The sequence below is a fragment of the Agrobacterium tumefaciens str. B6 genome, from assembly GCF_001541315.1.
GTDB lineage: Bacteria > Pseudomonadota > Alphaproteobacteria > Rhizobiales > Rhizobiaceae > Agrobacterium > Agrobacterium radiobacter.
In genome coordinates, this window is the sequence record NZ_LMVK01000005.1 from 18223 (window position 1) to 30470 (window position 12248).

Genomic DNA, 12248 nt, shown 5'->3' on the forward strand with positions numbered 1-12248 from the left:
GTATGGATTTAACTATCCCACTCCAACATTTCGCCGCGACGCAAACCTTAATCATTCTGTCGGTTGATATCTGAACGCAAAAAAGCCGGGTGATCTCTCACCCGGCTTTTTAACTCACGACGCCCTGAAGGCGTCAGAACTTATGCGGCTTCGGCGGCAGCAGCTTCTGCGGCAACGCGAGCCTTGTCGGCTGCGCCCTTGGCATCAACGTCGCGCTCGACGAATTCAACGACGGCGAGAGCCGCGTTGTCGCCCTGGCGGAAGCCGGCCTTCATGATACGCAGGTAGCCGCCGTTGCGGGTTGCGTAACGCGAAGCGATCGCGTCGAACAGCTTGCGAACGGCGTCCTGATCCTTGATCTGCGAGATCGCCTGACGACGAGCGTGCAGGTCGCCGCGCTTGCCGAGGGTCACGAGACGCTCGACGATCGGACGGATTTCCTTCGCCTTCGGAAGGGTGGTTACGATCTGCTCATGGGTGATGAGCGAAGCAGCCATGTTGGCAAACATTGCCTTGCGGTGGCTGGCGGTTCTATTGAGCTTGCGGCCTGAATTTCCGTGGCGCATTGCTATTCTCCTTTAGTGCAGGCTTCCTATCCGGACCTGCCGTTTCCTGGCACATGCAGGTGACTTACCTGCTGTTTGACGGGGAAAGGCAGTCTTTAAAGGGTCTGCCTTTTTGATTGTTAGTATTGGTCTTCGTAACGCTTGGCGAGATCTTCGATGTTCTCAGGCGGCCATGCCGGTACTTCCATACCGAGGTGCAGACCCATGGAAGCGAGAACTTCCTTGATTTCGTTCAGCGACTTGCGACCAAAGTTCGGCGTGCGAAGCATTTCGGCTTCGGTCTTCTGGATCAGGTCGCCGATATAGACGATGTTGTCGTTCTTCAGGCAGTTAGCCGAACGAACCGACAGCTCCAGCTCGTCGACCTTCTTGAGAAGCGCCGGGTTGAACGCGAGTTCGGTAACCGATTCTTCTTCTGCTTCCTTCTGCGGCTCGTCGAAGTTGACGAAGACGCCGAGCTGGTCCTGAAGAATACGAGCGGCGAAGGCAACGGCGTCTTCGCCGGAAACCGAACCGTTGGTCTCGATCGTCATGATCAGCTTGTCATAGTCGAGAACCTGGCCTTCACGGGTGTTTTCCACCTTGTAGGACACTTTCTTGACCGGAGAATAGAGGCTGTCCACCGGAATGAGGCCAATCGGGGCATCTTCCGCGCGGTTGCGCTCAGCCGGTACGTAACCCTTGCCGTTGTTGACGGTGAATTCCATGCGGATTTCAGCGCCATCATCCAGCGTGCAGATCACGTGGTCGGGGTTCAGGATCTCGATGTCGCCAACCGTCTGGATATCACCAGCTGTTACGGCACCTGGACCCTGCTTGCGCACGACCATGCGCTTGGAATCGTCACCATCCATCTTAATGGCGATTTCCTTGATGTTGAGCACGATATCCGTCACATCTTCCCGAACGCCGGGGATGGAGGAGAATTCGTGCAGGACACCGTCGATCTGCACGGCCGTTACAGCGGCGCCGCGCAGAGAAGACAACAGAACGCGACGCAGCGCGTTGCCGAGGGTGAGGCCGAAACCACGTTCCAGCGGCTCGGCAACGAGCGTTGCCTTGGTGCGGCTGGACGAGGTGAACTCGACCTTGTTCGGCTTGATAAGTTCCTGCCAGTTCTTCTGAATCATCTTTAAACCTTCCGTTCGCCGCCACCATCCAATCGTGACGGACCGAGCATGAAAACACCGAGAGGAACCTAATTCAGTGGTTCATCGGTGGGTTCTTGAGCGCAAGTCCGTCGATCGAAATCGACGCGCACACGCCAGATACACGAAAATTCCGCCTGACCTGGGGAAAGGCGGAATTTCCGAACCACGGTCGCGTCAGACGCGGCGCTTCTTGCGCGGACGGCAACCGTTGTGCGGGATCGGCGTCACGTCGCGAATGGAGGTGATCATGAAACCGGCAGCCTGCAGAGCGCGAAGTGCCGATTCACGACCGGAACCCGGACCGCAAACTTCAACTTCAAGCGACTTCATGCCGTGTTCCTGAGCCTTCTTCGCGCAATCTTCAGCAGCGATCTGGGCAGCGAACGGGGTCGACTTACGCGAACCCTTGAAGCCCTTGGCACCAGCAGACGACCAGGCAATAGCATTGCCCTGTGCGTCGGTGATGGTGATCATCGTGTTGTTGAAGGTCGAGTTGACGTGCGCGACGCCCGACGTGATATTTTTACGTTCGCGACGGCGAACGCGTGCGGCTTCCTTGGCCATTTTATACCTTTCATTGATCTCTTCACCGCCGTAACACCAGCGGCTACACCGGCGATCGACCCGTCTCCGAGCTTCACGCCAAACTCAGAAAGGCTGGCGCGGACTGCACCAGCCTCCCCTTTCCGGAGAACCGGAAAATTACTTCTTCTTACCAGCGATAGCCTTCGCCGGACCCTTACGGGTGCGGGCGTTGGTGTGCGTGCGCTGACCGCGGACCGGAAGGCCACGACGGTGACGCAGGCCGCGGTAGCAACCGAGGTCCATCAAACGCTTGATGTTCATCGACGTGTCGCGACGCAGGTCGCCTTCGACCTGGTAGTCGCGGTCGATGGCTTCGCGGATCTGAAGAACTTCAGCATCCGTCAGCTGATGAACGCGCTTGTCAGCCGGAAGACCGACCTTGTCCATGATTTCCTGCGCGAATTTCGGACCAATCCCGTGAATGTAGGTCAGCGCAATAACAACGCGCTTTGCAGTCGGGATGTTGACGCCAGCGATACGTGCCACGTCTTTTCTCCTTGGTTCCAGTTGCCATCCGGCAAGTGGTGATTCCATTCGAGCGGCCGAGACCGCCAGTTCAAAATTGATGTCCGCGACAAGTCAAAACGACCGAACCCGGATCTCCCTTCCCTCAGGGAAATCCGCGCCAGTCGCTTGGGATGTCGCGAGTTGGCGCGGTGTTTAACGGAATCAGCGCAAAAAAGCAACCGGCTCCGCCAAGATTCTTTTGCGATCCAAAGGATCAGTCGCCATGCGGAAGCGAGATATGGGCAAGAACACAACAGCCTCGCCCATCCGCTCCATGATCAGGCGGAGGCTTTCTCGAGAACGCGCTCGATGGCCTCGGTGACAGCATCGACGTCAGCCATACCGTCAAGCGTTACGAGTTCGCCCTGTTCGCTGTAATAGGCAGACAGCGGCGCGGTCTTCTCGCGATATTCCGTCAGGCGCTTGCGGAACGCTTCCGGATTGTCATCCGAGCGAACCGTGCCGCCGGCGGCAATGGTTTCAGCCACACGGTTTTCGATTCGGCGAATCAACGCCTCTTCGTCGACCTTGAGTTCGATAACGGCATCTAGGACCAGATTCTTCTTGCGCATGTTGTCTGCAAGCGCCTTGGCCTGCGGAACGGTGCGCGGATAGCCGTCCAGAATAAAGCCCTTGGCACAGTCCGGTGCTTCGATGCGTTCGGAAACGATCTGATTGACGATATCGTCGGAAACAAGCCCGCCGGCGTCCATGACGGCCTTGGCGCGTTTGCCGATTTCGGTGCCCGCGCTGACCGCAGCGCGAAGCATGTCACCGGTGGAAAGCTGCGGGATCCCGTACTTATCAGTCAGGCGCTTGGCCTGGGTTCCCTTGCCCGCACCCGGCGGACCCAAAAATATCAGTCTCATCGTCCCCTCTTTCCTCCACGCAACTTCGACTTCTTGATCAGCCCTTCATATTGCTGCGCGATCAGGTGGCCCTGAATCTGCGCAACCGTATCCAGAGTTACACTGACAACGATCAAAAGCGAAGTACCACCAAGGGCTAATGGAATGCCCGTGCGTGCGATAAGTGTCTCAGGAAGGATACACACGAAGACCAGATAAATCGCGCCGACCACGGTGATACGGGTCAGGACGTAATCAATGTACTCCGCGGTGCGCTCGCCCGGACGAATGCCCGGAATGAAGCCGCCATGCTTCTTGAGGTTATCTGCGGTGTCCTTCGGATTGAAGACGATCGCCGTATAGAAAAACGCGAAGAACGCGATCAGCAGGCCATAGAGCGCCATGAACAGTGGCTGGCCGTGCTGCAGCGACGCGATGATCGAAGTCGCCCAGGCCGGCAGGTTGGTGTTGCCGGCAAAACCAGCAGCCGTTGCCGGCAGGAGCAGCAGCGAAGATGCGAAGATCGCGGGAATGACGCCGGCCGTGTTGAGCTTCAGCGGCAGATGCGAAGTATCGCCCTGGAACATCCGGTTGCCGACCTGTCGCTTCGGATATTGAATGAGCAGACGGCGCTGGGCGCGCTCCACGAAGACGATAAGAGCGATGACACCGATGGCGACCACGACAACCATCAGGATGAGCGGGGTCGAAAGCGCACCGGTGCGGCCGAGTTCCAGCGTGCCGGCGAGCGCCTTGGGCAGGCCTGCGGCAATACCCGCGAAGATGATCAGCGAAATACCGTTGCCGATACCACGCGAAGTGATCTGCTCACCGAGCCACATCAGGAACATCGTGCCGCCGAGCAGCGTGATGACGGTGGAAACGCGGAAGAACCAGCCGGGATCGACCACAAGGCCGTTGCCGCTTTCAAGGCCGACCGCAATACCATAGGCCTGCAGCGTGCCGAGCAGCACCGTGCCGTAGCGGGTGTACTGGTTGATGATCTTGCGGCCGGCTTCGCCTTCCTTCTTCAACGCTTCGAGCGACGGCACGACCGACGTCATGAGCTGCACGATGATCGAAGCGGAGATGTAAGGCATGATGCCGAGGGCGAAGATCGCCATGCGCTCGACAGCGCCACCCGCAAACATGTTGAAAAGACCGAGAATACCGTTGGCCTGGCCACGGAAGGCCTGCGCATAGGCTTCGGGGTTCAGGCCCGGAAGCGGAATATGGGTGCCGAGACGGTAGACGAGAAGTGCGGCAAGAGTAAACCAGAGACGCTTTTTCAGATCCTCCGCCTTAGCGAAGGTCGAAAAATTCAGGTTCGAAGCCAGTTGTTCCGCTGCTGAAGCCATAAATTTCTCCGAATGACCCTTGCCAGCCAGCGCAACCGGCCGATGCGGAAAGGTCTAAAAGATACTGGTCAAAACCGGGCTTCGGACAAATGCGGCTCTCGACCGCCATCATGCCTCACCCTGTTTTTTATGTCCTATCCCCTCCCCTACGGAAGTTCAAGAACTGTGAGGCTCTCCCTGCAGCACTTTCTGCCGCAAGCGGGGCCAAGGAAGCACACCGCGAAGAGATTGCCCTGATGCTCTATAAATCGATTTAGATCGAAAGCACCATAGGCCAGGGAGCGCAAACGCCCGGAGCGACTATGCGCCCCGGGCGTCTGAAGTGTATATATTACTCGGAAGCTTCTACTGCAACAGCGAGAAGCTTGATCGAGCCGCCGGCCTTTTCGATCTTTTCGATTGCAGGCTTGGAAGCGCCGGCAACTTCGAAAGCGACCTTTGCCTTCAGCTCGCCGTCGGCGAGAATGCGAACGCCGTCCTTGGCGCGACGGATGATGCCGGCAGCCTTGAGAGCTGCAGCATCGATCGTTGCGGAAGCGTCAAGCTTCTTGGCGTCGATGGCGGTCTGAATGCGGCCGAGCGATACAACAACATATTCGGAAGCGAAGATGTTGTTGAAACCGCGCTTCGGCAGACGACGGTAGATTGGCATCTGACCGCCTTCAAAACCGTTGATGGCGACGCCCGAACGAGCCTTCTGACCCTTCACACCGCGACCACCGGTCTTGCCCTTGCCAGAACCGATACCGCGACCTACGCGGATACGGTCCTTGGAGGAGCCTTCGTTGTCTCTGATTTCATTGAGTTTCATGATAGGTTACTCCGTCTCACTTCTCGTCAACGACGCGAACGAGATGCTGGACCGCACGGATCATGCCGCGAACCGCAGGAGTATCTTCCAGGGTGCGCTGACGATGCATCTTGTTGAGACCCAGACCGACCAGCGTCTGACGCTGGATTGCCGGGCGGCGAATAGGGCTGCCGATCTGTTCGACCGTAACAGTCTTCTTGGCTTCAGTAGTCTTCTTGGCCATGATCCAGCTCCTTATTCTTCGGAAGCGTTGCCGGACGCGGCACGGCGAGCCTGAAGCGTCGCATACTTAAGACCGCGCTGTGCAGCGATGTCCTTCGGATGAACCTGATGCTTCAGAGCGTCGAACGTTGCGCGAACCATGTTGTACGGGTTCGAAGAACCGGTCGACTTGGCAACAACGTCGTGAACACCCAGCGTTTCAAAAACAGCGCGCATCGGGCCACCGGCGATGATACCGGTACCGGCCTTGGCCGAACGCAGCAGAACCTTGCCAGCGCCGTGACGGCCATTGACGTCATGATGCAGAGTGCGGCCATCGCGCAGCGGAACGAAGATCAGATCGCGCTTTGCGCTCTCGGTAGCCTTACGGATGGCTTCCGGAACTTCGCGAGCCTTGCCGTGACCGAAGCCAACGCGGCCCTTCTGGTCGCCAACGACGACGAGAGCGGCGAAGCCGAAGCGACGGCCACCCTTAACAACCTTTGCAACGCGGTTGATCGCGACCAGCTTGTCGACGAATTCGCTATCGCGCTCTTCACGGTTCTGGCGATCGTCGCGAGAACCTCTTTTTTCCTGTGCCATTGTCCTTGTCCTTTTTCTTTTACGGGTGGAACGGCAAACGAAAAGACCACCGGCCTCGATAAAGAGACCCGCATGGCCCGGTGAAATTCCGCCCGGATCGTTGTCCGGGCGGAAAAAAATCAGAAGTTCAGACCGCTTTCGCGGGCAGCGTCTGCCAGGGCCTTGATGCGGCCGTGATAGATGAACGCGCCACGATCGAATACGACATCCTTGACGCCAGCCTTGACGCCACGCTCGGCAACCAGCTTGCCTACGACAGCTGCTGCTGCAACGTCGGCGCCAGTCTTGAGCGAGCCGCGCAGATCTGCTTCGAGCGTGGAGGCAGACGCAAGCGTCTTGCCAGCAACGTCATCGATGATCTGGGCGTAGATGTTCTTCGACGAGCGATGAACCGACAGGCGCGGGCGGCCGTTGGCAACCGCCTTGATCTGGCGGCGCACACGGCTCGCGCGACGTGCAAGTGCTTCTTTCCTGCTAGCCATTTCGCGTGATCCTTACTTCTTCTTGCCTTCTTTGCGGACAATACGCTCTTCAGCGTACTTCACGCCCTTACCCTTGTAGGGCTCGGGACCGCGGTATTCGCGGATTTCCGCGGCTACCTGGCCAACCTGCTGCTTGTTGATGCCGGAAACGATGATTTCCGTCGGCTTCGGAACGGCAATGGTGATGCCGACCGGCGGCTCGTAAACCACGTCGTGGGAAAAGCCGAGAGCCAGCTGCAGGTTCTTGCCCTGCATGGCGGCACGGTAACCGACGCCGTTGATTTCGAGCTTGCGCTCGTAACCGTCCTTAACACCCTTGAAGATGTTCTCGATCATCGTGCGGGACATGCCCCACTTCGAACGAGCTTCCTTGGTGCCGTTAGCCGGCGTTACGGAAACGCCGTTATCTTCGAGCTTCAGCTGAATGTCGTCGTTAGCGACGAAAAACAGTTCACCCTTCGGGCCCTTCGCAGTGACCTTCTGGCCGTCGACATTGGCCGTCACACCTGCGGGAACCGGAACGGGCTTTTTACCGATACGAGACATTATTCAATCCTGTCTGTTCGTTATGGAGATCCTTGCTCGGGTCTTAGAAGACCGAGCAAAGAACCTCGCCACCAACGTTCTGTTCGCGAGCCTGGTGATCGGCCATCACGCCCTTCGGGGTCGAAAGGATGGTGATGCCGAGGCCGTTCGCGACCTGCGGAATGGACTTTACCGAGACATAAACCCGGCGGCCCGGCTTGGAAACGCGGCCGATCTCACGGATCACGGACGCGCCTTCGTAGTACTTCAGCTCGATGGTGAATTCGGACTTGCCGTTTTCGAAATCGACCTTGGAATAACCGCGAATGTAGCCTTCAGCCTGCAGCACGTCGAGAACGCGTGCGCGGAGGCTGGAAGCAGGCGTGCTTACCGCAGACTTGCGGCGAGCGGCACCATTGCGGATGCGGGTGAGCATATCACCCAAAGGATCAGTCATGGTCATGTGCCCGTCTCCTTACCAGCTCGACTTGACAATGCCCGGCACCTTGCCGGAATTGCCCAGCTCACGAAGCGCGATACGCGACATCTTGAGCTTGCGATAGAACGCGCGCGGACGGCCCGTTACTTCGCAGCGGTTGCGGATACGCGTCTTCGAGCCGTCACGCGGCAGCGAAGCGAGCTTCAGAGTGGCCTTGAACCGGTCTTCGATCGGAAGGGACTGGTTCATCACGATCGCCTTCAGTGCAGCGCGCTTGGCGGCCTGCTGGGCGACCGACTTGCGGCGGCGCTTGTTCTTTTCAACTGCGCTTGTTTTCGCCATATCGGAGTTCCTTTTCTACGCTCGTCGTTACGGTTAGTGACGGAACGGGAAGTTGAACTCTGTCAGCAGAGCCCGAGCTTCGTCGTCCGACGTCGCCGTCGTGCAAACGATGATGTCCATGCCCCACATCTGATCAACCTTATCGTAGTTGATCTCAGGGAACACAATGTGTTCCTTGATGCCCATGGCGAAGTTGCCACGGCCGTCAAAGCTCTTCGGGTTCAGGCCCCGGAAGTCGCGAACGCGCGGCAGCGCGATGTTGACCAGACGATCAAGGAATTCGTACATGCGTGCGCCACGAAGGGTAACCTTCGCACCGATCGGCATGCCTTCGCGAACCTTGAAACCAGCGATCGAGTTGCGAGCGCGGGTAACGACCGGCTTCTGGCCAGCAATTGCAGCCAGATCGGCGGCAGCAATCGTGGGCTTCTTGGAGTCGGCAGTTGCCTCGCCAACACCCATGTTGATCACGATCTTTTCAAGCTTCGGGATCATCATCACGTTGGCGTAGGAGAACTTCTCCTGCATGGCGCCACGGATACGGGAAACGTATTCCGCCTTGAGACGCGGCTCGTACTTATCAGCCATCGATCACTTCTCCCGAACGCTTGGCCACGCGGACCTTCTTGCCATCCACAACAGAGAAGCCAACGCGGGTCGGCTTGCCATCCTTGTCGACGATGGCGATGTTGGAGATGTGCAAGGATGCTTCCTTGTTGATGATGCCAGCTTCCTGTGCCTGGGTCTGGCGCTGGTGACGCTTCACCATGTTTACGCCACGCACAACGGCACGGTCTTCTTTCGGCATCACCTGGATTACTTCGCCGGTACGGCCCTTGTCCTTACCGGTCAATACGACAACCTTGTCGCCTTTACGAATTTTCTGCATCGCTATAGCTCCTTACAGCACTTCTGGAGCCAGCGAGATGATCTTCATGTGGTTCTTGGCGCGAAGTTCACGCGGAACCGGTCCGAAGATACGGGTGCCGATCGGCTCTTTCTTGTTGTCGATAAGAACGGCTGCGTTGTTATCGAAACGGATGACGCTGCCGTCAGCGCGGCGGATGTCCTTGGCGGTGCGAACGACAACCGCCTTCATCACGTCGCCCTTCTTGACGCGGCCGCGCGGAATAGCTTCCTTGATGGAAACGACAATAATGTCGCCAACAGAAGCATATTTGCGCTTCGAGCCGCCCAGCACCTTGATGCACATGACACGACGTGCGCCGGAATTATCCGCCACGTCGAGGTTTGTTTGCATCTGAATCATGTCAGGTCGCCTTCTTGTTGTTACCGGAACGGTTGGGCAAACTCTCCCGAGCGAGCCCCCTGCCCCAGCTTATGAATATATCTTCGTCTTGCGCGGAAATGTCGTGACAGGGTGGTTTCCCGAAGGACCTTCCGTGCGCATCAAAGCAAAAGACGCTCGATTCACGAGCGTCCTTGCGGTGCTTCATACAGGAATTCGCGCCAAGTTCAAGAGACCTGGCGCGATTCTGATGAAATTAAGCCTGGGCGGATACGACCGTCCAGCGCTTGTCCTTGGAGATCGGTGCGCATTCCTCGATGGAAACGACATCGCCGACCTTATACTGATTGTTCTCGTCGTGTGCCTTGTACTTCTTCGAACGACGAACGGTCTTCTGAAGCAGCGGGTGAGCGAATCGACGCTCAACACGAACTACGACAGTCTTCTCGTTCTTGTCGGACACAACGACGCCCTGCAGAATGCGTTTCGGCATATTATTTTTCCTTAGGCCTTGGCTTCTGCCGCCTTCTGGCGGGCAATGGTTTTAACGCGGGCGATATCCTTGCGGACTTCGTTGATGCGCGAGGACTTCTCCAGCTGACCAGTTACCTTCTGGAAGCGCAGGTTGAACTGCTCCTTCTTCAGATCGGCGAGCTTGTCCTTGAGCTGGTCGGCGCTGAGGCCGCGAACTTCATCGGCTTTCATGTGCCTTGCTCCTTACTCTGCGATGCGCTGTACGAAGCGCGTCTTGACCGAGAGCTTGGCAGCGCCGAGACGAAGCGCCTCACGGGCGATCTCCTCGGTAACACCGTCGATCTCGAACATCATACGACCGGGCTTGACCTTGCATGCCCAGTAATCGACCGAACCCTTGCCCTTACCCATACGAACTTCGGTCGGCTTGGCCGTAACCGGAACGTCTGGGAATACGCGGATCCACACACGACCTGCGCGCTTCATGTAACGCGTGATCGCGCGGCGGGCCGCTTCGATCTCGCGTGCATTCACGCGGTTCGGTTCCTGCGACTTCAAGCCGAATTCACCGAATGCCAGGTCAAAGCCGCCCTTGGCGACGCCTTTGATGCGTCCCTTGAACTGCTTACGGTACTTAGTACGCTTTGGCTGCAACATTTTCTTACTTCTCCGAGCTTATCTTTCGCCAGCGTCAATCAAGCGTTTTCGCGACGACGATCGGAACGATCGCCACGCTCACGGCTTGCAGGGCCCTGTGCGTCGCCTTCGAGACCGCGACGCTCAGAAGCCATCGGATCGTGCTCAAGGATTTCGCCCTTGAAGATCCAGACCTTGATGCCGCAGATGCCGAATGCGGTTTCAGCTTCGGCTGTGCCGTAGTCAATGTCCGCACGCAGCGTGTGCAACGGAACGCGACCTTCGCGGTACCATTCGGTACGAGCGATTTCTGCACCACCGAGACGGCCGCCGCAGGTGATCTTGATGCCTTCGGCGCCAAGACGCATTGCGGACTGAACAGCACGCTTCATCGCACGGCGGAAAGCCACGCGGCGCTCGAGCTGCTGAGCGATCGACTGGGCAACCAGCGTCGCGTCGATTTCCGGCTTGCGCACTTCAACGATGTTGAGGTGCGTTTCGGAGTTGGTCATCTCGGAAAGCTTCTTGCGAAGCTTCTCGATGTCTGCACCCTTCTTGCCGATGATCAGACCCGGACGAGCCGAGTGGATCGTGACGCGGCACTTCTTGTGCGGACGCTCGATGACGACCTTGGCGATGCCGGCCTGCTTGAGTTCCTTGATCAGGTAAGCCCGGATCTTCAGGTCTTCATGCAGAAGCTTGCCGTATTCAGCGGTGTCAGCGTACCAGCGGCTGTCCCAGGTACGGTTGATGCCGAGGCGGAAGCCGATCGGATTGATTTTCTGACCCATTATGCGGCCTCCCCTTTTTCCTCAACTTCACGAACAACGATCGTGAGGTGAGAGAACGGCTTTTCAATGCGGGAAGCACGACCACGGCCACGGGCGTGGAAACGCTTCATGGTGATGGACTTGCCAACATAGGCCTCGGCGACGACGAGAGCGTCGACGTCGAGGTCATGGTTGTTTTCCGCATTGGCAATTGCAGATTCGAGCGTCTTCTTGACGGTGCCTGCAATGCGCTTGCGGGAGAATTCGAGCTCGGCGAGAGCGCGATCAACCTTCTTGCCACGGATAAGAGCGGCAACCAGGTTCAGTTTCTGGGGGCTGACGCGGAGCGTACGGGCAATGGCCTGAGCCTCATTGTCCTTCAGCCGGCGTTCGGTCTTAGCCTTCGCCATGATTACTTCCTCTTTGCCTTCTTGTCCGCGCCGTGACCGTAATAGGTACGGGTCGGAGAGAATTCACCGAACTTGTGTCCGACCATGTCTTCGTTGACGGAGACGGGCACATGCTTGCTGCCGTTGTAGACGCCGAACGTCAGACCAACGAACTGCGGCAGGATCGTGGAGCGACGGCTCCAGATCTTGATTACTTCGTTACGTCCGCTCTCGCGCACCTTCTCAGCCTTGGTGAGAAGATAGCCGTCAACAAACGGACCTTTCCATACTGAACGAGCCATTAGTGACTAC

Annotated in this window: 22 protein-coding genes; all 22 read right to left on the minus strand. The window is 57.7% G+C overall.

What is annotated here, in order from left to right:
- Window positions 1-140: 140 nt before the first annotated feature.
- A complete protein-coding gene (gene rplQ, locus ASB65_RS05830) occupies window positions 141-566 on the minus strand; it encodes a 50S ribosomal protein L17 (protein ID WP_003495230.1) in 426 nt (141 codons plus the stop codon).
- Window positions 567-685: 119 nt separating this feature from the next.
- Window positions 686-1696 (minus strand): DNA-directed RNA polymerase subunit alpha, encoded by a 1011-nt coding sequence (locus ASB65_RS05835; protein WP_003495228.1) that lies wholly within the window; start codon window positions 1694-1696, stop codon window positions 686-688.
- A 195-nt stretch (window positions 1697-1891) separates the two neighbouring features.
- The gene (gene rpsK, locus ASB65_RS05840) at window positions 1892-2281 is read right to left on the minus strand and encodes a 30S ribosomal protein S11 (protein WP_003495225.1); all 390 of its coding nucleotides are present in this window, start codon (window positions 2279-2281) and stop codon (window positions 1892-1894) included.
- A gap of 138 nt (window positions 2282-2419) precedes the next feature.
- Complete coding sequence (gene rpsM / locus ASB65_RS05845; RefSeq protein WP_003507791.1) at window positions 2420-2788, minus strand: 30S ribosomal protein S13; 369 nt, start codon at window positions 2786-2788, stop codon at window positions 2420-2422.
- Window positions 2789-3087: 299 nt separating this feature from the next.
- A complete protein-coding gene (locus ASB65_RS05850; RefSeq protein WP_003507790.1) occupies window positions 3088-3678 on the minus strand; it encodes an adenylate kinase in 591 nt (196 codons plus the stop codon).
- Window positions 3675-5015 (minus strand): preprotein translocase subunit SecY, encoded by a 1341-nt coding sequence (secY, locus tag ASB65_RS05855; protein ID WP_003507789.1) that lies wholly within the window; start codon window positions 5013-5015, stop codon window positions 3675-3677. Before secY ends, ASB65_RS05850 begins: the two co-directional genes overlap by 4 nt.
- A gap of 331 nt (window positions 5016-5346) precedes the next feature.
- Complete coding sequence (rplO, locus tag ASB65_RS05860; RefSeq protein WP_003507788.1) at window positions 5347-5826, minus strand: 50S ribosomal protein L15; 480 nt, start codon at window positions 5824-5826, stop codon at window positions 5347-5349.
- 16 nt (window positions 5827-5842) lie between these two features.
- A complete protein-coding gene (rpmD, locus tag ASB65_RS05865; protein WP_003495212.1) occupies window positions 5843-6049 on the minus strand; it encodes a 50S ribosomal protein L30 in 207 nt (68 codons plus the stop codon).
- Window positions 6050-6060: 11 nt separating this feature from the next.
- On the minus strand, window positions 6061-6630 hold the full coding sequence (rpsE, locus tag ASB65_RS05870; protein WP_003495208.1) for a 30S ribosomal protein S5: 570 nt from the start codon (window positions 6628-6630) through the stop codon (window positions 6061-6063).
- A 119-nt stretch (window positions 6631-6749) separates the two neighbouring features.
- A complete protein-coding gene (gene rplR, locus ASB65_RS05875; protein ID WP_003507787.1) occupies window positions 6750-7112 on the minus strand; it encodes a 50S ribosomal protein L18 in 363 nt (120 codons plus the stop codon).
- Window positions 7113-7124: 12 nt separating this feature from the next.
- Window positions 7125-7658, minus strand: a complete 534-nt coding sequence (rplF, locus tag ASB65_RS05880) for a 50S ribosomal protein L6 (RefSeq protein WP_003495204.1) — start codon at window positions 7656-7658, stop codon at window positions 7125-7127.
- Between the two features lie 43 nt (window positions 7659-7701).
- Window positions 7702-8100 (minus strand): 30S ribosomal protein S8, encoded by a 399-nt coding sequence (rpsH, locus tag ASB65_RS05885; protein WP_003507786.1) that lies wholly within the window; start codon window positions 8098-8100, stop codon window positions 7702-7704.
- A 12-nt stretch (window positions 8101-8112) separates the two neighbouring features.
- Window positions 8113-8418: a 30S ribosomal protein S14 gene (gene rpsN / locus ASB65_RS05890; RefSeq protein WP_003507785.1), complete on the minus strand. Its 306-nt coding sequence runs from the start codon at window positions 8416-8418 to the stop codon at window positions 8113-8115.
- A 33-nt stretch (window positions 8419-8451) separates the two neighbouring features.
- Entirely contained in the window at window positions 8452-9006 is a 555-nt protein-coding gene (gene rplE / locus ASB65_RS05895; protein ID WP_060723313.1) for a 50S ribosomal protein L5, read from the minus strand.
- Window positions 8999-9307 (minus strand): 50S ribosomal protein L24, encoded by a 309-nt coding sequence (rplX, locus tag ASB65_RS05900; RefSeq protein ID WP_003495200.1) that lies wholly within the window; start codon window positions 9305-9307, stop codon window positions 8999-9001. The genes rplE and rplX overlap by 8 nt, the downstream gene beginning before the upstream one ends.
- 12 nt (window positions 9308-9319) lie before the next feature.
- Window positions 9320-9688, minus strand: a complete 369-nt coding sequence (gene rplN / locus ASB65_RS05905; protein ID WP_003495199.1) for a 50S ribosomal protein L14 — start codon at window positions 9686-9688, stop codon at window positions 9320-9322.
- A gap of 235 nt (window positions 9689-9923) precedes the next feature.
- Window positions 9924-10160 (minus strand): 30S ribosomal protein S17, encoded by a 237-nt coding sequence (gene rpsQ / locus ASB65_RS05910; RefSeq protein ID WP_003495195.1) that lies wholly within the window; start codon window positions 10158-10160, stop codon window positions 9924-9926.
- Window positions 10161-10171: 11 nt separating this feature from the next.
- A complete protein-coding gene (gene rpmC / locus ASB65_RS05915) occupies window positions 10172-10372 on the minus strand; it encodes a 50S ribosomal protein L29 (protein WP_060723314.1) in 201 nt (66 codons plus the stop codon).
- A 12-nt stretch (window positions 10373-10384) separates the two neighbouring features.
- A complete protein-coding gene (rplP, locus tag ASB65_RS05920) occupies window positions 10385-10798 on the minus strand; it encodes a 50S ribosomal protein L16 (protein ID WP_003507774.1) in 414 nt (137 codons plus the stop codon).
- 38 nt (window positions 10799-10836) lie between these two features.
- Window positions 10837-11568, minus strand: a complete 732-nt coding sequence (rpsC, locus tag ASB65_RS05925) for a 30S ribosomal protein S3 (protein ID WP_003507773.1) — start codon at window positions 11566-11568, stop codon at window positions 10837-10839.
- A complete protein-coding gene (rplV, locus tag ASB65_RS05930; RefSeq protein ID WP_003495184.1) occupies window positions 11568-11957 on the minus strand; it encodes a 50S ribosomal protein L22 in 390 nt (129 codons plus the stop codon). The genes rpsC and rplV overlap by 1 nt, the downstream gene beginning before the upstream one ends.
- A 2-nt stretch (window positions 11958-11959) precedes the next feature.
- Window positions 11960-12238 (minus strand): 30S ribosomal protein S19, encoded by a 279-nt coding sequence (gene rpsS, locus ASB65_RS05935; RefSeq protein WP_003507772.1) that lies wholly within the window; start codon window positions 12236-12238, stop codon window positions 11960-11962.
- Window positions 12239-12248: the final 10 nt, after the last annotated feature.